The sequence below is a fragment of the Microbacterium endophyticum genome (genome assembly GCF_011047135.1).
GTDB lineage: Bacteria > Actinomycetota > Actinomycetes > Actinomycetales > Microbacteriaceae > Microbacterium > Microbacterium endophyticum.
In genome coordinates this window covers 1,656,253-1,678,565 of sequence record NZ_CP049255.1, presented here as the reverse complement: position 1 = coordinate 1,678,565, position 22,313 = coordinate 1,656,253, and the positions used below count along the sequence as shown (strand labels likewise).

22 protein-coding genes are annotated in these 22,313 nt (G+C 61.6%); 15 read left to right on the top strand and 7 right to left on the bottom strand.

Features of this window, described 5'->3' with window-relative positions; genetic code table 11:
- Positions 1 to 40: 40 nt before the first annotated feature.
- The 4 genes from G6N83_RS07780 to G6N83_RS07765 are packed head-to-tail and all read left to right on the top strand — an operon-like array spanning position 41 to position 3,920.
- On the top strand, positions 41 to 958 hold the full coding sequence (locus G6N83_RS07780) for an SDR family oxidoreductase (RefSeq protein WP_165140910.1): 918 nt from the start codon (positions 41 to 43) through the stop codon (positions 956 to 958).
- Positions 955 to 1,839: an amidohydrolase family protein gene (locus G6N83_RS07775; RefSeq protein ID WP_165140908.1), complete on the top strand. Its 885-nt coding sequence runs from the start codon at positions 955 to 957 to the stop codon at positions 1,837 to 1,839. Before G6N83_RS07780 ends, G6N83_RS07775 begins: the two co-directional genes overlap by 4 nt.
- Positions 1,840 to 1,893: 54 nt before the next feature.
- Positions 1,894 to 2,346 (top strand): MaoC family dehydratase, encoded by a 453-nt coding sequence (locus G6N83_RS07770; RefSeq protein WP_165140906.1) that lies wholly within the window; start codon positions 1,894 to 1,896, stop codon positions 2,344 to 2,346.
- 53 nt (positions 2,347 to 2,399) lie between these two features.
- Entirely contained in the window at positions 2,400 to 3,920 is a 1,521-nt protein-coding gene (locus G6N83_RS07765; RefSeq protein WP_165140904.1) for an acyl-CoA synthetase, read from the top strand.
- On the opposite strand, the gene G6N83_RS07760 is transcribed toward G6N83_RS07765, so the two are convergent.
- The 5 genes from G6N83_RS07760 to G6N83_RS07740 all read right to left on the bottom strand — a co-directional run bounded on the left by G6N83_RS07760 (position 3,912) and on the right by G6N83_RS07740 (position 8,345).
- On the bottom strand, positions 3,912 to 4,751 hold the full coding sequence (locus G6N83_RS07760) for a PaaX family transcriptional regulator (RefSeq protein ID WP_165140902.1): 840 nt from the start codon (positions 4,749 to 4,751) through the stop codon (positions 3,912 to 3,914). The genes G6N83_RS07765 and G6N83_RS07760 overlap by 9 nt on opposite strands.
- 48 nt (positions 4,752 to 4,799) lie before the next feature.
- Entirely contained in the window at positions 4,800 to 5,591 is a 792-nt protein-coding gene (locus G6N83_RS07755; protein WP_165143287.1) for an ABC transporter ATP-binding protein, read from the bottom strand.
- Position 5,592: 1 nt separating this feature from the next.
- Positions 5,593 to 6,417 (bottom strand): ABC transporter permease, encoded by an 825-nt coding sequence (locus G6N83_RS07750; protein WP_165140900.1) that lies wholly within the window; start codon positions 6,415 to 6,417, stop codon positions 5,593 to 5,595.
- Positions 6,414 to 7,271, bottom strand: a complete 858-nt coding sequence (locus G6N83_RS07745; RefSeq protein WP_206535796.1) for an ABC transporter permease — start codon at positions 7,269 to 7,271, stop codon at positions 6,414 to 6,416. Before G6N83_RS07745 ends, G6N83_RS07750 begins: the two co-directional genes overlap by 4 nt.
- An 81-nt stretch (positions 7,272 to 7,352) precedes the next feature.
- On the bottom strand, positions 7,353 to 8,345 hold the full coding sequence (locus G6N83_RS07740; protein WP_241246138.1) for an ABC transporter substrate-binding protein: 993 nt from the start codon (positions 8,343 to 8,345) through the stop codon (positions 7,353 to 7,355).
- Positions 8,346 to 8,634: 289 nt separating this feature from the next.
- Here G6N83_RS07740 and G6N83_RS07735 point away from each other — a divergent pair, with 289 nt between their 5' ends.
- Positions 8,635 to 10,134 carry an aldehyde dehydrogenase family protein gene (locus G6N83_RS07735; protein WP_165140898.1) on the top strand — a complete coding sequence of 500 codons (1,500 nt, stop codon included), beginning with the start codon at positions 8,635 to 8,637 and terminating at the stop codon, positions 10,132 to 10,134.
- A gap of 51 nt (positions 10,135 to 10,185) precedes the next feature.
- On the opposite strand, the gene G6N83_RS07730 is transcribed toward G6N83_RS07735, so the two are convergent.
- Positions 10,186 to 11,721: an aldehyde dehydrogenase family protein gene (locus G6N83_RS07730; protein ID WP_241246136.1), complete on the bottom strand. Its 1,536-nt coding sequence runs from the start codon at positions 11,719 to 11,721 to the stop codon at positions 10,186 to 10,188.
- A 217-nt stretch (positions 11,722 to 11,938) separates the two neighbouring features.
- Here G6N83_RS07730 and G6N83_RS07725 point away from each other — a divergent pair, with 217 nt between their 5' ends.
- The 6 genes from G6N83_RS07725 (at position 11,939) to G6N83_RS07700 (ending at position 17,129) form a co-directional block, all read left to right on the top strand.
- Complete coding sequence (locus tag G6N83_RS07725) at positions 11,939 to 12,745, top strand: methylenetetrahydrofolate reductase (protein ID WP_165143279.1); 807 nt, start codon at positions 11,939 to 11,941, stop codon at positions 12,743 to 12,745.
- 13 nt (positions 12,746 to 12,758) lie between these two features.
- Complete coding sequence (purU, locus tag G6N83_RS07720; protein ID WP_165140896.1) at positions 12,759 to 13,634, top strand: formyltetrahydrofolate deformylase; 876 nt, start codon at positions 12,759 to 12,761, stop codon at positions 13,632 to 13,634.
- Between the two features lie 52 nt (positions 13,635 to 13,686).
- Complete coding sequence (gene ligM / locus G6N83_RS07715) at positions 13,687 to 15,090, top strand: vanillate/3-O-methylgallate O-demethylase (protein ID WP_241246134.1); 1,404 nt, start codon at positions 13,687 to 13,689, stop codon at positions 15,088 to 15,090.
- Positions 15,091 to 15,193: 103 nt separating this feature from the next.
- Positions 15,194 to 15,790, top strand: coding sequence for a PadR family transcriptional regulator (locus G6N83_RS07710; protein WP_165140892.1), 597 nt, complete (start codon positions 15,194 to 15,196; stop codon positions 15,788 to 15,790).
- Entirely contained in the window at positions 15,787 to 16,374 is a 588-nt protein-coding gene (gene folE / locus G6N83_RS07705) for a GTP cyclohydrolase I (protein ID WP_241246133.1), read from the top strand. Before G6N83_RS07710 ends, folE begins: the two co-directional genes overlap by 4 nt.
- A gap of 95 nt (positions 16,375 to 16,469) precedes the next feature.
- Positions 16,470 to 17,129, top strand: a complete 660-nt coding sequence (locus G6N83_RS07700) for a GntR family transcriptional regulator (protein ID WP_165140890.1) — start codon at positions 16,470 to 16,472, stop codon at positions 17,127 to 17,129.
- 39 nt (positions 17,130 to 17,168) lie between these two features.
- Here G6N83_RS07700 and ligM (G6N83_RS07695) read toward each other — a convergent pair whose 3' ends face one another.
- On the bottom strand, positions 17,169 to 18,572 hold the full coding sequence (gene ligM / locus G6N83_RS07695; RefSeq protein WP_165140888.1) for a vanillate/3-O-methylgallate O-demethylase: 1,404 nt from the start codon (positions 18,570 to 18,572) through the stop codon (positions 17,169 to 17,171).
- Positions 18,573 to 18,766: 194 nt separating this feature from the next.
- Here ligM (G6N83_RS07695) and G6N83_RS07690 point away from each other — a divergent pair, with 194 nt between their 5' ends.
- The 4 genes from G6N83_RS07690 to G6N83_RS07675 are packed head-to-tail and all read left to right on the top strand — an operon-like array spanning position 18,767 to position 22,276.
- The gene (locus tag G6N83_RS07690) at positions 18,767 to 19,522 is read left to right on the top strand and encodes a PIG-L deacetylase family protein (RefSeq protein WP_165140886.1); all 756 of its coding nucleotides are present in this window, start codon (positions 18,767 to 18,769) and stop codon (positions 19,520 to 19,522) included.
- A complete protein-coding gene (locus tag G6N83_RS07685; protein ID WP_165140884.1) occupies positions 19,519 to 20,223 on the top strand; it encodes a 4-carboxy-4-hydroxy-2-oxoadipate aldolase/oxaloacetate decarboxylase in 705 nt (234 codons plus the stop codon). Before G6N83_RS07690 ends, G6N83_RS07685 begins: the two co-directional genes overlap by 4 nt.
- A complete protein-coding gene (locus G6N83_RS07680) occupies positions 20,210 to 21,283 on the top strand; it encodes a 4-oxalomesaconate tautomerase (RefSeq protein WP_241246131.1) in 1,074 nt (357 codons plus the stop codon). The genes G6N83_RS07685 and G6N83_RS07680 overlap by 14 nt, the downstream gene beginning before the upstream one ends.
- 45 nt (positions 21,284 to 21,328) lie before the next feature.
- Positions 21,329 to 22,276, top strand: coding sequence for a VOC family protein (locus G6N83_RS07675; protein WP_165140882.1), 948 nt, complete (start codon positions 21,329 to 21,331; stop codon positions 22,274 to 22,276).
- The last annotated feature ends 37 nt before the right edge of the window (positions 22,277 to 22,313 follow it).

Here is a 22,313-nt window from a genome sequence, read left to right as displayed (position 1 = left end):
TGGGGATACGCCACCATCTGGACGTAACAAAGGAGTTTCCATGTCTCTCGACGGCAAAGTCGCCATCGTCACCGGATCGGGCCGAGGCCTCGGACTCGCCTACGCTGCCGAACTCGCTCGACAGGGCGCCGCAGTGGTCATTAACGACGTGGACGCACAGACGGCAGCAGACGCGGTCGCATCGATCCAGGCGGCGGGCGGCAAAGCAGTAGCTGTCGTCGCACCCGTTGGCCCCACGTCTACTGCTCAAGAACTCGTAAAGACAGCCGTCGACACGTTCGGCGGCCTCGACATCCTCGTAACGAACGCCGGAATTCTTCGCGACACCGTGCTGTGGAAGATGAGCGACGACGATTTCGATGCCGTGATCGGCGTGCACCTGCGCGGCACATTCACGTGCGTGCGTGAGGCCGCCACCTACATGCGCGAAAACAAGGTCGCGGGTCGCATCATTTGCATCGGCTCGCCGACGGGACAACGCGGCAACTTCGGCCAGACCAACTACGCCGCAGCCAAAGCTGGCATCGTCGGCATGGTTCGCACGTGGGCTCTCGAGCTCAAGCGCGCGGGCATCAGCGTCAACACCGTCATCCCTGTGGCCGCAACCGCCATGACGGCCACCGTCCCCTACTTTGCCGCCGCCACCGAGGCCGAAGAAAAGGGCGAAACGATGCCGTCGTTCTTCCGCCACGATCTCGGTTTCGGCACCTCGGATGACGTCGCCGGCCTCATCGCGTATCTCGCCTCCGACGCAGCAGCCGACGTGACCGGACAGGCGATCGGCGTGGGCGGCGACCGCATCCAGATGTGGTCGCACCCAGAGCCGATCACTACCTCGTACCACGAGGGTGGCTGGTCGACAGAGGCACTCGAGACAGGCTTTGCGGATGCCGTCGGCCCGCTGCAGTCGGTCGGCGAGAGCTTTCCTCCGCTACCCGATGAGCTCACACGGTCATGACGCGCTACGAACCGGCGATCGATCTCGATGCGATCGATGCGATCGATATGCACGTCCACATCGAAATCGACCACCACGGTCACGCGTCGCTTCCGGACGATCTGACCGCTGCGGCATCCAAATATTTCTCAACGAATGCCCCGCGCCCCGACCTCGACTCGGTCGCCGACTACTACCGGGCGCAGAACATGGCTGCTGTCGTCTTCACGGTGGACGCCGAAACGAATCTCGATCACGTACCGCTGTCGAGTGCCGAGATCGCTGCGGGAGCTGCGCGCCACAACGACGTGCTCATTCCGTTCGGCTCTGTCGACCCGCATCGGCCTGACGCCCTCGACCGAGCGCGCCGCCTGATTGACGAAAGCGGCGTTCGCGGATTCAAATTTCACCCGACCGTGCAGGGTTTCGATCCGAGTCACGAGTCGACCTATCCCTTCTATGCGCTCCTGCAAGATGCTGGCGTCACCGCACTTTTTCACACCGGTCAGACCGGAATCGGCGCGGGTTTGCCTGGCGGTCGAGGGTTGCGCCTCGCGCTATCGAACCCGATGCTTCTCGACAGTGTCGCCGCCGATTTTCCCGACCTGCAGATCGTCATGGCCCACCCTTCCGTGCCCTGGCAAGATGAGGCGCTCTCAGTGGCGACGCACAAGCACAACACCTGGATCGATCTTTCGGGGTGGAGCCCGAAGTACTTTCCGGCCGAGCTCGTTCGCTACGCCAACTCAATTCTCAAAAAGCGCGTGCTCTTCGGCTCCGACTTTCCGATGCTCACCCCGGAGCGCTGGCGGCAAGACGCCGAACAGACGACGCTCAAACCCGAGGTCATGCCCGGGATTTTGAAAGAGAACGCGGTGCGCCTGCTGGGTCTTCACCGCTAGCCGGAACACATCAACGCTGATTCCCCTCCGCACGCCACAAGAAAGGCACCACTCATGACCACGACCGTCGCTTACGAAGATGTTGCAGGTTTGGCCGGAACCGACCTCGGTTGGACTGACTGGCTCGAAGTCACTCAGGAGCAAGTGAACCTCTTCGCCGATGCCACCGACGACCACCAGTGGATTCACGTCGACCCCGAAAGAGCCAAAGATGGCCCATTCGGCGGCCCGATCGCTCACGGATTCTTGTCACTCTCGCTCACTGTGACGTTCTGGTCGCAGTTGTTCGAGGTCACCGGGGTCAGCACAAAGGTGAACTACGGACTCGACAAGGTTCGCTTTGTCTCGCCGGTGCCCGTCGGCGCACGCGTACGAATGAACGCCGTTATCGCCGAGGTGACCGAAGTGCGCGGCGGTTACCAGTTCGCCGTAGACCAGACCGTCGAAATCGACGGCGGCTCGAAGCCTGCGGTTGTTGCACGCGGTCTTTATCGCTTCTATGCGTAAGGGTTCGCGAAGCCGCTAACGTCAAAATCGCCTCAACGGAGAGGAACACAGCGATGCACAATCACGGACTCGGTTCTTGGATGAGCAAACGACGCCTCAAGTCACCCGACAAGGTGGCGCTCGTTTTCGACGGCAGAACGGTGACTTACGGCCGACTAGCCGATGACACCGACCGGCTGTCGGCACTCCTGTGGTCCCGTGGCATCCGCAAGGGCGATGCTGTCGCTTACATGGGCGAGAACAGTCCGGAGTTCATCCAGACGATGTTCGCTTGTGCCCAGCTCGGCGCTGTCTTCGTGCCGGTCAACACTCGACTTGCGCCTCCCGAGGTGAGCCATGTACTCGCTGACTCCGGGGCCCGTCTACTTATTCACGATCTGGAATTCGCGGCTCGTGTCGCCAACGGGGTCGAAGCTGGGCGCATCGCGCATGTGTTGCTGACCGGCGATGGCGCGCCCGGCATCCCTGGTCTCGACACGCTCTTGTCCGAGGCATCACGCGGCCACGCGGATGCCGCTGTGACTCTTGATGACCCGGCCGCGATCATCTACACATCCGGCACTACCGGCAGAGCAAAAGGAGCCGTGCTCACCCACGGCAATCTCACGTGGGTAGCTCTCAACTGCATCGTCGACTACGACGTGGTCTCAACCGATACCGCGCTCATGATTTCACCGCTCTTCCACGTGGCATCTCTTGGCATGGGAGCGCTGCCGGTGCTGTTGAAAGGCGCGACCATGGTTCTGGAGAAGGGCTTCGAAGCGGGCCGTGCACTCGCGCTCATCGAAGAACACCACGTCACAATGCTGTCGGGTGTTCCAACGACCTACCAGCTGTTGGCAGACCACCCCGCGTGGGCCGAGACTGACCTCTCATCACTTGCCAAGCTCACGTGCGGCGGTTCGGCGGTGCCCCACCGCATCCTCAACGCATACGAAGACCGCGGCCTCCATTTTTCGCAGGGCTATGGCATGACCGAGACATCCCCCGGAGCCACATCGCTCTCCCCCGACAAAACCCGCTCCAAGCAGGGCAGCGCCGGACTCGCGCACTTCTTCACTGACGTGCGGATTGCAGATGAAACGGGAGCGATGGTCTCCCGTGGCACCGTAGGCGAGATTGAAATCTCTGGGCCTAACGTCTTCCGTGGGTACCACAACCTCCACGAAGCGACCGCTCAAGCGTTCACGTCCGATGGCTGGTTTCGTTCCGGAGACCTGGGCTACCTCGACGCCGACGGATACCTCTTCATCTCTGATCGCCTGAAAGACATGATCATCTCCGGCGGCGAGAACATCTACCCGGCAGAGGTAGAGAACCTCATCAACGACATCGAGGGAATTTCAGGGGTCGCCGTGATCGGTGTGCCCGATGAACGCTGGGGCGAGGTGCCGTGGGCAGTTGTCACCGTGCGGGAAGATGCGACTGTCACAACCGAGTCGGTGCGGGCCAAACTCGACGGCGTACTCGCCCGCTACAAGCTGCCAAAAAACGTCGTTGTCATCGAGGATCTGCCCCGCACGGCATCCGGAAAAATCCGCAAAGCCGACCTTCGGGCGCGATTTTCACGCTGAACGGATGCCGATGCGCTCCCGCGGCGCGACAAGTACATCGAACTCAGCATTGGCGGCCAATTTCAGCTCTGAGCGACGACGACGATACAGCTCGAACGACCGGGCAGCGGGCCAATGGTCATCGAGGTATTCGACCGGCAGCCGCGGGTCGACGCGCTGCAGGGCAAGCCAGTCAGCAACAAGCATTGCGAGACGCGCGAGCGATGCCGGCGTTCCCACGCCGTCTGGCAGCGGCGGGGCGTCGGACCATTCCGCGATGAATTCCTCGTGCGCCGCCCGGATGGCGTCAATGTCCCACGCTGTCCGCACGCTTTCCGCGATCGAGAATCCGGCCAGTTCATGCGCGTAGAAAGCGGCAAGCGACCCGATCGGCAAATCGCTCCGCAGCGGCTCCAAGGAGGACTCGAGGTCGACTTCGCCGGGCGCCAGCCACAATCCATCTCGAAGAGGAGCGAATCCTTCCCACGCCAGCGTCGCGCGCAGACGATGGCGGAGTTGTCGCTTCTCCTCGGGAATTGAGAAAGTCACGAGCGTCCACCCCTCGTCGTGAGCTATGCCGATTTCAGGGCTGCGCACACGATCGGTGGCTTCTCTCAGCACCGCAGTCGCGTGTTCGGTGAGCGAAAACATGATTTCGCGACCGCTGCGCTCTCTCAAGAGCAAACCCGACTGCACGAGCCGGTCGAGAGTGGCGCGGGTCGCAGGAGCTGCGACCCCGGCCTGCTCAAGCACAGCGATCACAACGCTCGCGCGGATCGGTCCTACGTACTCGTCGACGAGATACTCACCGAAAAATGACAGCAGGAGCTGTTTGGGCTGCCTCGTGGGCACGAGCGGTTCTCCTTCTGTCTGCAGGCGGTTGTCTTCGTCGGGAGCGGGTCACGACGTCGGCCGCACAGCCTCCCCGCGCTTCGCTCGTTGAATCTGCTCGTAGACGTGCGTTCGCAATTCAGTAAACCGCGGCAGCGCGCGGGTCGTGATCTGATCGCGCTCCGGAGCCAAATCTATCGCGAGGTCTTCTTGCACCCATGTCGGCGACTTCGACAACACAACAACGCGTTCTCCGAGATAAACCGACTCGTCGATGTCGTGCGTGACGAACAGGATCGACATTTTTCTCTCCCGGTGGAGCGTCCGTACGAGATCTTCGAGGTCCGCGCGCGTCTGAGCGTCGACGGCCGCGAACGGCTCATCCATGATGAGCACTTCGGGCTGATAGGCAACGGCGCGCGCGATGGCGACTCGTTGCTGCATCCCACCCGAAAGCTGCCACGGGTAGCTCTTATCGGAGTGCGCAAGCCCCACGGCTGAGAGCGCGTCGTCGACGAGACCATCACGCTCTGCTCGGCTGAGCGAGCGGTGTTTCAGCGGCAACTCGACATTCCCTCGCACCGTGAGCCACGGGTAAAGACTCCGCCCGTACTCCTGGAAGACCAGCGCCATGCTCGCCGGTGGCTCTGTCACTGCTTTGCCATCGAGCTCGATAACGCCAGATGTGGGCTGGAGGAGTCCAGCGATGCACTTCAGCAGAGTTGTCTTTCCACAGCCGGAAGGCCCGACAATGCAAACGAGTTCGCCAGCATTCATTTGAAAACTGATGTCGCCGATCGCTTCAACGTTTCCGGTCGACGATTCGTAGACCTTGTTCAAGTTTTCGACGTTCAAGAGCATGTCAGGCACGCTCCACCTCCTTGATTCCGTGATACCAGCGCAATACGCGCCGTTCGGTGAAACTGAAGATCGCCGCCAGCAGCACTCCGACAAGCCCAAGCAGCACGATGCCGCTCCACATCTCGGCGATGAGATAGTTGCGCTGGAAATAGACGATTTGATACCCAAGACCCGACGACGAACTGAACATCTCGGAGATCACCATGAGGATCAACGCAACCGAAAGCGTCTGACGCACCCCCGCCATGATGCGCGGGCTAGCGGCAGGCAACACGAGGTACCTCAGTCGCTCAAAGCGGGTCAAGGCAAACGATCGCGCAGTCTCGGTCATCACGGCATCCGTCGAGCGCACACCGTCGATCGTGTTGAGCAGAACCGGCCACACCGCGCCGGCAACAATGACAAGTACGCGAGTGCCATCAGCCGGCCCAAAAATGATGAGCATGATGGGGATCAGCACCGGCGGAGGCACAGCCCGGAAGAACTCGAGTGTTGGCTCAAGGAGCTCGCGCAACCATCGCACGAGACCGATGAAGGTGCCAGCGACAATGCCAACCACGATGGAGAGCACGATCCCCGCCAAGAGCCGCCCAAGACTCGGCAGCACGTCGGTGAAGAAGACTGGCCCGACCCACGTGGTGATGAAAGCGTCAAAAATCTCTAGCGGGCCGGGGAAGAATTTTGCGGGCGCAATTGTCGACCACACGCCCCAGGCAATAAGCAGCACCAGCGGGAACCCGAGAGCGAAACCGATGCTCTCCAACGACTTCTTCCATGCTCGTGAGCGCGCGCGCGGAACCACAACAGTGCTCGTGTAGAGCGTCATACCAGCTCCTCCCCTCGCACGGACTGATGCCACGACAACGCTCGCCGTTCGATAAGCCGGAACGCCATATTGACGAGCAGCCCGAGGAGACCTGCAACCACAACGTAGGCGTACACGGTGGGCCAATCACCCGCGCTCTGGGCGAAGACGATTTGCCGCCCGATGCCAGGAATACCCATGACCAGCTCTGCGGTGACAGCAAGGATCAGCGCAACAGCCGCAGCAAGCCGCACGCCGGTCATGATGTAGGGCAACGCGGTCGGCAGAACCAGATAGCGAAAGCGAGACGCACGCGAGAGACCGAAGCTCCGCGCGGTATCGCGAGCTACGGTATCGACGTCGGCAACACCGTAGAGAACTTGCACGAACACCTGCCAAAAGCTCGCGTACACGATGATGAGCAGCGCTGCCTGGATTTGAAACCCGAACAGCAAAATGGCGAGCGGAATCAACGCCACTGAGGGGATGGGGCGCAAGAACTCGATCGTCGTGTGCGTGGCCCGGCGAAGAAACGGTACGAGACCGATGATGACGCCAAAGAAGACCGCAAGAACTGTTGCGATGAGCAGGCCCAACCCCCATGACGTGAGCGTGCGGCCGATGTTTCGCCAGAATTCGAGGTCGGTTGTTTCGGCCGCGAGCTGGGCAAGGACCTGAGTCGCGTAGGGAACGTACAGCGGATTCACTATTCCGAGCGCGGGAAGGAGTTGCCACGTCGCGAGGAAACCGAGCAGACCCGCGAAGCCGAGGATGACTTTGCGAGCGCTGCGCATTCTGCGCCGATTGCGCGAACGGCGCGAAGGGCCCGCCGGCGAATTGGTCGAGGTGAAGGGCGTGGCGGAGACGACTGCCATGAGGGCCTTTCAGGGTGGGGGGATGAGAGAAGCTCAGCGTGCGGGGCACCCGGATGCGGGGCACCCCGCACGAGCCAATCGCTACTGGATCTGAACGAGTCGGTCGAAATCAGGCATTGCGTCGAGCACGCCGTATCCGACCGCGAGTTCGGCCAGGGCTTGAAGGTTGTCCACATCGAGCTCAGCCGTGAACTCTGGCAGCGTGATGCCGGCTGCCGCCTCCTCGGGGATCTCCAAGTTGGTTGCGATCGCTGCGCGCACGCCGTCTTCGTTGGCCGCGGCCCAATCGAGCGCATCACTCATCGCTGCTGCGAACTCCGTCACCATTTCTGGGTCAGAGTCGATGAGCTCCTGCGTCGTGATCGTCGTCAGAACCTCGAGACCCGGGATGGTCGCCTGGTAGGGGTAGACGACCAGATTGCCGCCAGCCCCGGTGATCTGCGACATGAATGGGTCGGGCACCCATCCGGCATCGATGTTTCCGGCATCCAGCTGCGCTTGCACGTCGGAGAAACCAACTTCGACGAATTCGATGGATGTCGGGTCTCCGCCTGCGTCTTCGACGGCCTTCATGATCGTCACGTCGCCCGCGGCGCCGAGGCTATTAACTGAGACCCGCTTCCCGGCGAGATCCGCGGGGCCGGTGATACCGGAATCGGCCAGAGAAACAACTCCGTTTACGTCGCCTCCCGAGGCCAGACTGTTGGCGTAGTTGCCGATGATTGCGACGCCCAGATCTTGAAGGTCAGCGCGGAACGGACCGAACGGCTGGCCGATCGCGAACTGAATGTCACCGCTGAGCAGCGCAGGGATCGCCTGCGCACCGCCTTGCGCTGGCACGATCTCGACGTCGAATCCGTGGTCCTCAAAGATTCCCTCGTCGATCGCGCCCCAGATGGCGCCCGATTCGGAGATCGGAAGGGCAGCAACTCGCACGGAGGTGAGTTCGCCCGAGCTGGATGCATCCGCGCTCGACCCAGAATCGGGCTCGGCCGCCGAGTCGGTACAACCGCTGAGAACGAAGGCGGCGGTGGCAGTGAGAGCAATAGCTCCCAGGACTTTTTTCATCTTCATCGATGTGCCTCTCGTGAATGTGGTGACAGGGGCCAGCCTGACGGGCCCATCCTGCGGACATTTCGCCCGAGAAGAGAGTGCACGTCAATGTGCCGACCCCGTCATCGTGCGCCACATCACACATGATTGTCAAGGAAAATGTGACGCTCGTCATAAAAGAGTTAAACGATGATGAAAACACCGACATTGCCGGCCCGAAAACTACCTAAACCGGCAGATCGCTTGAAAGCGGGTCGGCGAAGCCGCAGACTCACCACAAGAGACGACTCACAGAGAGGTGAATGTCGAAATGACCGAAGACGTGTTAACGGCCAACGGAATGCGAACCGGACTGTATATCGGCGGAGAAGAGCGATTTACCCAAAGCTCGCTGTCGATCGCGGACCCTGGAAAGCCGGGCGCAATTGTCGGCGAGGCAGCATCAGCGACGGAAGATGACGTGGCGGATGCTGTGCGCGCTGCGCACTCCGCATACCCGGAATGGTCGAGGCTAAAAGCGACGGAACGCGCTCAACGCATGTCGGAAGCGATCGAGGGAATCGCCGACGAGCGAGACAACGACGCCGCCATTTTGTCGCAAGAAAACGGAAAAGTCCGCATGGAGTCGTGGGTCGACGCGCTCGTGTTCGAGATCCGCTGGAACCTCGCAGTGATGCTTGCCGAAGAGGTGGATACGAGCAAAACTTTGCCCGTCATCCCGGGAGCGATACCGGTTTCGACCGAAGTCGCCTACCAGTCGCTTGGCGTTGTGACTGTGATTGTGCCCTTCAACTGGCCGATTGCGATTCTCGGCGCAGCGCTTCCGCACGCCCTCCTCGCCGGCAACACCGTCATCGTGAAGCCACCGCCCTCGGCCCCGCTGGCTACGGCGCGCGTGGTGCAGCGCGTCGCTGAGAAACTTCCGCCCGGAGTGCTCAATGTGATCACTGGACGAGATGAAAACATGACCGGACTCATTCAGAGTCCTGAGATCGCCAAGGTCTGTTTCACCGGAAGCGTCAACGGCGGCAAAAAGATCATGGAGATGGCATCCAAGTCGCTCACTCGCGTCACCCTCGAGCTGGGCGGAAACGACGCCGCGGTCTTCCTTGACGATGCGATTCTGGACGACACTCACCTCGACCGGTTGTATGCCGCCGTGTACGACACGACGGGACAGATCTGCATGAACGCAAAGCGGATCTTCGTGCACAGGTCAAGGCTCGAAGAGCTCACCGCCGGTCTGTCCAGCCGCCTCGAGAAAGCCGTTCTCGGCTATGGCCTCGATGAAGGCACAACGATGGGGCCTCTGCACCAGCCCGCACAAAAGGCATTCGTCGAAGAGATCATTGCCGAAGCGAAAGCCGCTGGTGCTGATGTTCGCGAATTCGGCGAGCTGCCCGGCGGAGAGCTGGCTGGCGGCAACTTCCTCCGGCCAGCAATCGTTGTCGACCCGCCCCTTGACCTTCGTGTGGTGACGCAAGAACAGTTCGGCCCCGTCATCCCGATCATCCCGTTCGATACCGAAGCAGAAGCTGTGCGCCTCGCCAACGACACCTGGGGCGGGTTGTGCGGCTCGGTGTGGACAGCGGATGCCGACAGCGCGCATCGTGTCGGAAGCAAACTGGAGTGCGGTTACGTGTGGGTCAATGACCACGGTGCTACCCGACTCGACCTACGTGCACCCTTCGGCGGCGTGAAGCAATCGGGGTTCGGACGCGAACAGGGAATCCAAGGCATCCGGGCATTTCAGGACACGCGCTCGATCGCAACGATCGACCCCGACGCCCTGGCGGCAATGGCGCATTGAGCACCACGTAGCGACGGCGAGCTCGTCCTTCGACGAGCTCGCCGTTCATTACTACAGCGGGTACTGCCCCGGCTCGCGACGCATTGTGATCCATCGTGTCTCAGTGAATGCGTCGATATTGGCCTGTGCGCCGCCGTGGCGTGAGCCAGTTCCCGAAGATCCGACTCCGCCGAACGGAGCGTTCGCTTCGTCGTTCACCGTCTGATCATTGATGTGCACGATGCCGCTCGGAATTCGCTTGGCCATTTCTAGACCTGCGAACACATCCACCGTGACGATACCGAGCGCGAGACCGTAATCGGTCTGCGATGCGAGGGCAACAGCTTCATCGTCGGTCGCATAAGAGACAACGGATGCCACCGGCCCAAAGACCTCGTCGCAGTACGCCGACGCATCGGTGGGCGTGTTCGCTAGCACGGTCGGGCGGTAGAAGAGCCCATCGTACGAACCGCCGGCACGAAGCTCTGCGCCCTGAGCCACGGCATCCTGCACGAGGGCATGAATGCGGTCCCGCTGAACCTCGTCGATGATCGGGCCGAGATGCACCTGGCCGGCCGCCGGGTCGCCCACGTGCATCGAGTCGGCTTTTGCCGCGAGCTTTTCTACGTACTCGTCGAACAGCGATTCGTGCACGATGTGCCGACCGACTGTCATGCAAATCTGGCCCTGGTGCAAAAAAGCGCCCCATGTCGCAAGGTTGACCGCCTTGTCGACGTCGGCATCATGACGAATGATGTACGCCGAGTTTCCGCCGAGTTCGAGGTGCGCGCGTGTCAGGTGTCGCCCAGCGATTTCGCCGACGGCGCGACCCGCACGGGTAGACCCGGTGAAAGCGATGACACGCACGTTGGGGTCGGCCACCATTGCTTCCCCGACGTCAGCGCCGCCCGGGATCAGCTGGAGAAGCCCGGCGGGCAGACCGGCCTCTTCGAAGATGCGCACCATCGATACACCGCCGGTGATGACGGTGCGGGGGTCTGGCTTGAGCAGCACGGCGTTGCCGAGAGCAAGAGCGGGAGCAACAGCGCGAATGCCCAGAATGAGCGGAACGTTGAAGGGCGAGATGACCCCCACGACCCCCGCCGGCACGTGCTGCGCCAGCGAAAGCCGCGGCTCTTCACTCGAGAGCACAGAACCAAGGGGAGCCGACGGTAGCGCGGATGCCTCGTAGCACTCTGCTGCTGTCACGTGCAGGGCGAATCCGGCCAGTGGCGGTATCGCCCCCACTTCGCGAATGTTCCACCCACCGATCTCTTCGGCGTACTGTTCCCAGAGTTGGCCGGCCTTTCGCAGCACGCCAGCACGGGCGGGGTGAGGAAGCGCCGCCCACTCCTTTTGCGCGACCGCTGCGCTCGCTGCCGCGCGCGCAACGTCAGCGGTGTCCGCCATGCCCACCATCGCGAGCGTTTCGCCGGTGGCTGGCTCGACCGAAGCGATTTCTCCGCCACCGCCGGCGACCCACCCGCCGTTGATATAGATCTTTCCAGCGAAGGTCGCCGCGTCGATGAGGAGCGCGGCTTTCGTGGTGTCGGAAGTGTTGTCAGCCGTTGTAGACATCGTTGTCGTGTTCTTTCTTTTGCGTTTCATCGTGGGGATGCTGCTCAAGTAGCTCGAGAGTACACGCGGGTTTTATCAGTACGCCGAATACCTCTTGCCATTACCTATCCCCATAGGTAATGTCATTCACGGAGCAGCAATGAGGCGCTCCCCCTGAAAGCGGAAAGGACCTCGATCAGTGGTTCAGACGACACCCGCAGAAAATAACGCGGCATCGATCAAGCTTGTCAACGACTACTCGTTGGAGATGACGGGCAAAGACGTCGCCGGGCTCGAAGAGGCTCGTGACTCAATCCCCGCCGGCACCAAAATTAACGTCACCTTTCTCGGCAACGAAGACCTCGATATGCGCGTCGCCGCCGCGAAAGCGGTGAAGGACATGGGCTTCATCCCGGTCCCCCATATCTCGGCTCGCCGCCTCTCATCCGAGGCGCAGCTCGAAGAGTTTCTGGCGCGCCTGCAGGAGGTAGGGGCTACCGAACACGTTTTCGCTGTCGGCGGCGACCCGGCCGAACCCGAAGGCCCCTACCCCGATTCACTCTCGGTCATCCGCAGCGGCATCCTGCAGAAGTACGGCGTAAAAGAGGTGTCGATCGCGGGATACCCCGAGGGCCACCCCGATATCGCCGAAGATGTGCTCTGGCGTCATCTGGAAGATAAGTCAGCGGCACTCGCCGAGCAGGGCCTGAAAGCGGTCATTCTCACTCAGTTCTCGTTCGACACCGACCCGGTGACGGCGTGGATCACCGAGGTGCGTAAGCGTGGCATCCAGTCCGAGATTCGCATCGGAACCCCGGGCCCTGCCGGCATCAAGCGCCTGATCGGCTTCGCCCGCCGCTTCGGCATCGGCGCAAACGCGATGATCGTGAAAAAGTACGGATTTTCGTTGACCAACCTGATGGGAACGGCCGGACCCGACCGCTTCGTCGGCGACCTCGCTGCCCTCCTCGCGGAAAACTCGGCCGCGGGAAGTGTCAAACTGCATTTCTACACTTTTGGTGGACTACTCGCGACCTCCCGCTGGGCTGGCGAGTACGTTGCCGCTCGATCCTGAGGAGACGCCTTCCATGACGCTGCACAACACTGCTTATCGCGACCACGCCTGCCTGATCGTGCACGGTCCGGATCAGGCCGGTCTCGTCGCGGCAGTGACGGCGCTCATCACGCGGAACAAAGCGAACATCGTCACTCTCGACCAGTACTCCGACAATCCCGAGGGTGGCGCGTTCTTCCAGCGCGTCGTCTTCCACCGGCCCGACCTCGCGGCCGCTCTGCACGAGGTCGAGGAAGACCTCGCCAAAACGCTCGAGCCTTATTCCATGCAGTGGACGATCTCAGATATGTCGATCCCGAAACGCATGGCGATTCTCGCTTCCACGAGCGATCACTGCCTTCTCGAGTTGCTGTGGCGCCAGCGTCGTGGCGAACTCAATGTGACGATTCCGATGGTGATCTCCAACCACACGAACACGGCAGAAGACGTGCGCTCATTTGGCGTGCCCTTCTTCCACATTCCGTCGCAGGGTGCCGACAAGTCTGCCGCGGAGGCCGAGATCGTCAAGCTGCTCGCCGGCAACGTCGACTTCGTCGTACTGGCCCGGTACATGCAGATCCTTTCCGACGACTTCCTCACCGGAGTGGGCGTACCGGTGATCAACATTCACCACTCTTTCCTTCCCGCATTCATCGGTGCCGGTCCCTACAAGAAAGCCAAAGAGCGCGGCGTCAAGCTCATCGGCGCGACGTCGCATTACGTGACGAAAGACCTCGACGAGGGTCCCATCATCGAGCAGGACGTCGCTCGCGTCGATCACTCGATGACGGCCGCCGATCTGCAGGCGCGCGGTGCCTATGTCGAGCGCGCCGTGTTGTCTCGTGCCGTGCAGTGGCACGCCGAAGACCGCGTCATCCGAAACGGCAATCAAACAATCGTCTTCACCTGACACACGGATGCCTCAGCCGAGGCTTCCGCCGAGAGAACAGAGAGGTTCACCCGTGGCAAACAATCTTCAGGAACTCATCAACGGGAAAAATCCCGTCGAGCTGCTGCGCAATTCGCAGATCGGCTCGTACATCTACCCCGTCGTTCCCGCCGACTTCCAAAACTGGATCAAGGAACAGCAGGCATGGCGAAACACCGCCGTGTTGTACGACCAGTCGCACCACATGGACAACGTGTTCCTCAAGGGCTCCGATGCGATCAAGCTGATCAGCGACACCGCTATCAACTCGGTCGCGAATTTCGCCGTCAACAAGGCCAAGCAGTACGTGCCGACGACTTCGTCAGGTCACGTCATCGGCGATGGCATCCTTTTCCGCGAAGCCGAAGACGAGTATGTCTACGTCGGTCGCGCTCCCGCGTCGAACTGGCTCCTCTTTCACGGTGAGACCGGTGGCTACAAAAACCTCGACATCTCGGCTGACCGCAGGTCACCTTCACGGCCTTACGGCGACGCAGTTTCTCGCAAGTACTACCGCTTCCAGATCCAGGGCCCGAACGCGTGGGCCGTCATCGAGAAGCTTAACGGTGGCCCGCTGGAGAAGATCGGCTTCTTCAACATGGCGACCATGACGATCGCCGGCAAGGAGGTCCGCACGCTTCGCCACGGCATGGCAGGAGCCCCGGGCCTAGAAATCTGGGGACCGTACGCCGACCACAAGCAGATCCGAGACGCAATCGTCGAAGCTGGAGTCGAATTCGGTCTCGTGCCGGTCGGTTCACGCGCGTACCCGTCGAACACTCTGGAATCAGGTTGGATTCCGTCGCCGCTTCCTGCGATCTACACCGGAGAGCCGGAGCGCGCATATCGCGAGTGGCTGGGAACCGACAGCTACGAAGCCACGGGAACCCTTGCGGGCTCGTTCGTCTCTGACAACATCGAGGACTACTACCTCACCCCATGGGAACTCGGCTACGGCTCGTTCGTGAAGTTCGATCACGACTTCATCGGGCGCGACGCACTCGAGAAGGTCGACCCCGGAACGCAGCGCAAGAAGGTCACGCTCGCGTGGAACGCTGAAGACCTCACGAAGGTGTGGGGATCGCTCCTTAACGTCGAAGGTCCGAACTACAAGTTCTTCGACCTTCCCCTCGCAAACTACGGTTCCGCAAACTACGACTCGATCGTGGATGCCGACGGTTCCGTCGTCGGATTCTCGATGTTCACCGGCTACAGCGCGAACGAAAAGCGCGGTCTGTCACTCGGAGTCGTGGACCACGACGTGCCCGAGGGAACCGAGCTCAAAGTTGTCTGGGGCGAGCCGAACGGCGGCACGTCGAAGGCATCCGTTGAAAAGCACGAACAGACCGAGGTTCGCGTCGTTGTGAGCCCCGTGCCGTATTCGACAGTCGCACGCCAGACCTACCAGGGTGGCTGGCGCACCGGTTACACCGACTAACAGCACGTCAGATGCCAGGAGGGTCCCGGGCGCTTTGCACGGGACCCTCCTGGCATCATCAGCACATACCTCGTTCGTCGATGCCAGCAAGAATAGGAGCGAAATGAGTCTGCGATATGCACTCCTCGCGCTCGTGCGAGTGGGCCCGCAGTCCGGGTACGACCTGCAAAAGCAGTTCAGCGTCTCGGTGGGCCACGTCTGGCACGCTCCGGACTCACAGATCTACCCCGCGCTTCGAAAGATGGAAGAGGAAGGCCTCATCCACGGCGAAGAGCAAGCACGCGGCGAGCGCGGCACGCGGCGGATGTACCACATCACTCCCGCAGGCGAGCAGGCCTTTCTCGACTGGATGGCGTCGCCGCCGGAGTATCAAAGAGTTCGCGATCCCGCCCATCTTCGTGCCGCCTATCTCGAAGCTGGCACCCCCACAGCGGCTCGCGCTTTTCTTCGCGCGCACCTTGCGCAGTGGGAAAGCGAGCTGGAGCAGTGGCAGGGCGAGATTCGTCGCATCGACGCGGTAGACAATCCGATGTTGCTGCGACGGCTTGCTGTGACGTCAGAAGAAGACCGCGAGCGCACGATCGCGTACAAGCGCTTCGCCTATGAAGGACTCGTCGAACGAGCCCTCGGTGAGATTCAGTGGGCACGAAATGGGCTCGCACTCATCGATCGATTGGAAGGGAGCGAGGTAACCCCATGACCATGACATCGACGGTGGGCACCGACCGTGATCGCGCGGTTTCTGCGGTGCGCGAGCTTTTGCTGGCAGTCGGCGAAGACGCCAACCGCCTCGGACTCCTCCGCACTCCGGAGCGGGTCGCAGATCTCATGCTCGACCTCTTCTCGGGCCTCGGCGTCGACCCCGCCGCAGCCCTCGGTGCGCCGGTAGCGCTCACCGAGAACGAACATCCTGGCGAGCTGGTCGGGCTCACCGGCATCCCGTTTCGCTCAGTATGCGAACATCATCTCTTGCCCTTTGACGGCACTGTCGACGTCTACTACGCACCAAGCCATCACATCGCGGGCCTCAGCCGGATTGCGACACTCGTCGAGGTGGCAGCTCGCCGGCCACAGTTGCAAGAGCGGCTCGGCCAACAGATCGCCGATGCTCTCATGACCGTGCTTCGCCCGCATGGCGTTGCGGTGCGCATCGAAGCGACGCACGGATGCGTGGCCCACATCGAGCCTCGAGCCGCAGCCGCACGCGCTGTTACCGTCGCTACAGTTGGCGAAATCCCGGATGCCACGTGGCGTCTCGCTGTGCGTGAGGCATCCGCGCTCTGACACATCGTCCCGATTGTCGCGAAAATCGGCGACAATAGTGCCAACGATGCGCTGACACACTGTCACACGGGCGGCCAGCGGGAAAGAAGAGGGCGATGACGAGCACCTCCGTCACCGATGATCTCGACACAGCAGGTCCGGCTGATCTGGCGCAAAGAATTCGCACAGCGATACTGGGCGGCGACTTCGCACCGCATCAACGCCTGATCGAAGCGGACCTCAGCGAGCGTTTTAGCGAAACGCGCGCGGCGGTTCGCACAGCACTGCTGACCCTCGCGGGCGAAGGACTCGTTGAGCGGCTCCCCAATCGTGGAGCGCGGGTGCGCGCCATCACTGTCGACGAGGCAATCGAGATCGTCGAAGTACGGGTCGGCTTAGAGTCGCTCTGCGCGCGGAAAGCCGCTGAAAATATTGAAGACGACGACATTGCAGTGCTCCGGGAACTGCGCGGCGACATAGAGGATGCCGTTCGTTCCGGTGATCTCGTCGAGTATTCGCGACTCAATCAAGAGCTTGATCGTCGCGTTCGCGAATTGAGCGGGCACGCCACAGCGATGCAACTTCTGGAGCGGCTGCGCGCTCAGTCTGCCCGCCATCAGTTTCGACTCGCGTTTCACCCGGGCCGGGCAACACAGTCCGCCCCAGAACACATCGCCATCATCGACGCGATCATCTCGCGTGATCCGGATGCCGCCGAAGTCGCGACGCGCGCCCACCTCGCAGGTATCGTGCGAGTGCTGCGCACGACCACATAGGCGGATGAGTCGCCTGCGGCGGCCCGGCCGATCAGTGAGCTAGAGAGCGCCGCTCGTTCGCCATCCGCCCTGGTATTCCTGACGTGCAGTTTCGGCGTACGGTACAGGGCTCACGATTGCGCGAACCTCGATCTGCTCGTGCGGCTCGACAGTCGTTTTTTCCGAGCCGCCATTGGGCTCTCCCCACACGACGCGCACCTCGGCGCCAATGGGCACGTCGCGGTCCACCGTGGCAAGCGACAGCCCGCGCTTTTCGTTGGCCGTAATACCGGTGAAGAGCGACAGACCGATCATGTTGCCGTCGGCATCGATGACAGCGTCATAGTTCGAGGAGCCGTAGTTCGCATTCGGTAGGTCGAAGAATTGGTATCCGACCCCGTCACGGTCGATGACACTCGTGAGGATCTTCGCCAGGTCTTCATCGTTCCAGGCGAGCGTGACTTTCTTACGCTGCGTGTCCGGGTCGATCTTCTCCAGAGCCTCGCGGCCGATGAAGTCGTGATCGAACTTCACGAAAGAGCCGTAGCCGAGCTGCCAGGGAGTGAGGTAGTAGTCCTCGATGTTGTCGGAGACGAAAGACCCGGCGAGCGCGTTGATTGCTTCATAGCTGTCGGCGGGCAACCATTCGCGGTATGCCCGCTCAGCTTCGCTCGTGTAGATCGCAGGAAGCGGGGAGGGGATCCAACCCGATTCGAGAGTGTTGGAAGAGTACGCACGCGAACCGCACGGCTCGATTCCGAATTCACGACCGGCTTCCAGCACGGCCGCGCGGATCTTGCTGTGCTGTTCATAGGGTCCCCAGATCTCAAGGCCCGGGGCACCCGCCATACCGTGACGGAGGGTGCGGACGTGCTCACCGGCAATTGTCATCTCTCCCATGTGGAAGAACTTGACCTTCTCGAGTGGGCCACCGTTGAGCGTCTCGATGATGTCCCACGCTTTGGGACCCTGAATCTGGAACCGGTAGTAGTCGCGGTGCACGGCTTCGCCGTAGGGACGCGACGGGGAGCGGTCGTCGTAGCGATACTCGACGTCGTAACCACCCGTCTCGGCGTGGAACTGCAGCCAGTTGGCACCGGGTGCGCGCCCCACGTACACATACTCGCCTTCTGCCTCATGAAAGAGGATGCCGTCACCGATCACTCCGCCGTTGGACGCCGTCGGCACGAACTGCTTCGCCGTGTTGACGGGAAAGTTCGCAAACGAGTTGATACCGGTGTCGCTCAGCAGCTTGAGCGCGTCAGGTCCGGAGACGAAGAAGTTGACCATGTGGTGGGTCTGGTCATAGAGGACTGCTGTCTCGCGCCATGCCTTCTGCTCGCGACGCCAGTTGCTGAATTCCGCTGGAACGACGGGGTAGATGTACGTACCGAGCTGGGAGTTACGGAGCATCTCGACGATGCCGCCCTGTTCATCCAGTAGCTCCTGCAGGTTGCGTGCCATGGGTGTCACCCTCGACTTCCTTGTCTAGTGGCCTGTCCGCGACGATACGGATGCGGTTTACCTCTGTCCATAGTGGTTTTCGTCGCCACGATTGTCAACAATATCTTGACCATTCCAATGACATTGTGATTCGCTGAGCATGCGAGCCGGCGTGATCCCTTCGTCGCTGCCATCGATGACAGACAGGAGCGAACATGCCAGAAACCACCCCCGCACTGCTTGTCATCAGCGCCCATGCGGGCGACTTCGTGTGGCGCGCGGGTGGCGCGATAGCTGCCGCAACGATGCGAGGCGAGCGCGCAACCGTCGTGTGCCTCAGCTACGGCGAACGTGGCGAGTCGGCGAGCCAATGGCTCCAGGGAAAATCGCTCGAAGAGATCAAAGCCACGCGTCGAGGCGAAGCAGAAGCGGCGGCTGCGGCGCTCGGCGCCGAGATCGAATTCCTCGACCTCGGTGACTACCCACTTCGCGAATCCGCAGACGCTGTTTCCGCTCTCGTCGACGTGTACCGGCGCACTCAACCCACCGTCGTGCTCACCCATCCACTTGCCGATCCGTACAACGGCGACCACCCGGCGGCTGCGCGGATGGCGCTCGAGGCTCGCGTTCTTGCGCAAGCGATCGGGGTAGCGAATTCTGACGGCACGTTCCCCACGAAAGACGAGATCATCGGGGCGCCGCCGGTGTTCTTTTTCGAACCTCACCAGCCCGAGCAGTGCCACTTCACACCGAACGTCCTCCTCGACATCACTGATGCCTTTTCGCGTAAGCGCAGCGCGATGGAGTGCCTCCCCGCGCAAAAGCACATGTGGTCGTATTACACCGACCTCGCAGTGCGCCGCGGAGTGCAGGTCAAGCGCAATGCCGGACCGAACCTCGGCTTCACGCACGAGACGATGGGTGAGGCGTACGAACGCTACTTTCCGCAGGTCACCGGGGTGCTCGAGTGACTCACGTCGTCGTCACCGACATCGAACGCACGGATCGCGAGCTTGCGGCGGCCTTCGCGGAGTTCGGCTCGGCGACCGTTCACGAAGCGATGGGCCGCGTCGGCTACGCCGGGCCACGCATCAAACCCATTCAGCGTGATGTTGCGATATCCGGCACAGCCATCACGGTGATGGTCGCGCCGGGAGACAACTTGATGGTGCATGCCGCTATCGAGCAGTCGCAAGCGGGCGATGTGATCGTTGTCGTCCCGGTAACCGATTCCCCCTACGGCTTCATCGGCGAGCTCATGGCAACGCAAATGCAGGTGCGCGGCGTGTGCGCGTACGTCACCTCTGGCGGCGTACGCGACACCGCAGAACTACGAGCAATGACGTTTCCGGTGTGGACTGCGCACATCAGCTCAGAGGGCACCGTCAAAGACACCGCCGGCTCGGTCAACGTGCCGATCGTGCTCGACGGCGTTGTCGTTCATCCCGGCGACGTTGTCGTCGCCGATGACGACGGTGTCACGATTGTTCCGCGCACCCGAGCAGCGGAGGCGCTCGAGGCCACGCGGGCGCGTGCTGCGAAAGAAGCGGCCAATCGGGCGCGTTATCAAGCCGGCGAGATCTCCATGGACATCAACAAGCTGCGACCAGTTCTCGACCAACTCGGCGTGAGGTACCTCACTCAAGCGGAGTATCACAGTGGCAGTCGCTGACGCAGAGCGCCGCGGCATCCGTTGCATGCTCATGCGGGGCGGCACATCGAAGGGTGCGTACTTTTTGTCGGACGACCTACCCGCTGATTCGGAGCAACGTGATGATCTATTGCTGCGCATTATGGGAAGCCCCGATCCGCGCCAAATCGACGGGCTGGGCGGCGCGCATCCCCTCACCTCGAAAGTTGCGATTGTTTCGCGCTCCACGTCGCCCGAAATCGACATCGACTACTTGTTTTTGCAGATAGGGGTAGATGAGCCTGTCGTCGCCGACGCTCAGACGTGCGGCAATCTGCTGGCCGGAATTGGCCCGTTTGCAATCGAACGTGGTCTCATCGAAGCCACGGGCAGCGCCGCATCGGTGCGCATCCGGCTGCTGAACACCGGCGACGTCGCGACAGCTACTTTCTCAACCTCAGACGGCATGCCCGACTACGACGGCGACACGGCGATCGCGGGTGTCCCCGGGACCGCCGGGCTCATTTCACTGGAGATATCTGGTGGCGAAAAACCACTACTCCCGAGCGGTCACGTGGTGGATGAGATCGCAGGTCACCGCGTGACAATGATCGACAACGGGATGCCGGTTGTCCTCCTCCGTGCAGACGACTTCGGCCTCAGCGGCGCGGAGTCTCCGGAAGATCTCGAATCGCGCACTGACTTGCATGAGTCACTGGAACAGTTGCGGATGATCGCTGGGCGCCGCATGAATCTGGGGGACGTCGAAGCGCAGACCGTCCCGAAGATGATCCTGCTCTCGCCGCCTCGAAACGGTGGCGCGATATCTACCCGCGCATTCATTCCGACCAGAGTGCACACCTCGATCGGTGTGCTGATGGCAGCATCCGTTGCCGCCGGCATCCGCATCCCGGGTGCTGTTGGGCACGACATCGCCCAGCTCGAGACAGACCTCACCGCCGTGGAACACCCGAGTGGAATGTTTCCGGCCCAGGTGAGTGTCGAGCACACAGCCGATGGCACCTGGACCGCGTCGTCGCAGTCGGTGCGAACAGCACGGAAGATCTTCGACGGCACAGTCTTTCCCCGGCCACGCCTGTAGCTAGCACCCCGAAGCCCTGTCATGCACGTCAGAGAGGACCCCATCATGACCCACTCAACTTCATTCGATATCGCCCACATCGGCAGCGTCGAACTACTCACTCCTGAATTCGACAAGAGCCGCTGGTTCTTCGAAGATCTCCTCGCGATGCGCGTCGTGGCAGAGACCGAGACTTCGGTGTACCTCCGCACGTGGGACGAGTACGAGCTGTACACGATCAAGCTCACCGCATCAGATGCCGCCGGGGTCGGGCTCACGACGTTCCGCGCGACGTCGCAAGAGGCGCTCGATCGCCGCGTTGCAGCAATCGAGGCGACAGGGCTCGGCGAGGGCTGGGCTGATGGCGAAGTCGGAACGGGACCGACGTACCTGTTCCGCGATCCCGACGGTCACTCGATGGGGGTCTACTACGAGACCGAGCGCTACGTTGCGACCGACGATAAGCCAGCGTTGAAGAACCAAGCTTCACGCTTTCCCGGCCACGGCGTGAACGCGCGGCGATTGGACCACATCAACTACCTCGCGAAGGACGTCGAGGCCAATGGCGAGTTCATCGCGGCGGCGGTCGGCGGTCGCGAAAGCGAGCGAATTCGCAACGACGACGGCAAATTCGCGGCCTGGTGGTTCCACTTCTCGCTGAAGTCCTACGACGTCGTCTATTCCGACGACTGGACGAAACACGGCAACCGACTGCACCACATCGCATTTGCGCCCGACACTCGCGAAGACATCTTGAAAGCTGCCGACATCTTTTTGGAAAACGGCATCCACATCGAATCGGGACCCCACAAACACGCGATCAATCAGACATTCTTTTTGTACGTCTGGGAGCCCGGTGGAAACCGAATCGAATTCGCGAACGCCGGCGCGCGTCTTCTCTTGGACCCTGACCAGCCCGTCGTGGAGTGGAGCCAGGAAGAGCGCAAAAAGGGTCAAGCGTGGGGCATGAAGACGATCGAGACCTTCCACACCCACGGCACCCCACTCGTGTAGCCGAGCGGGGAGGGAACCCACCTGTGAGTGCCATCCG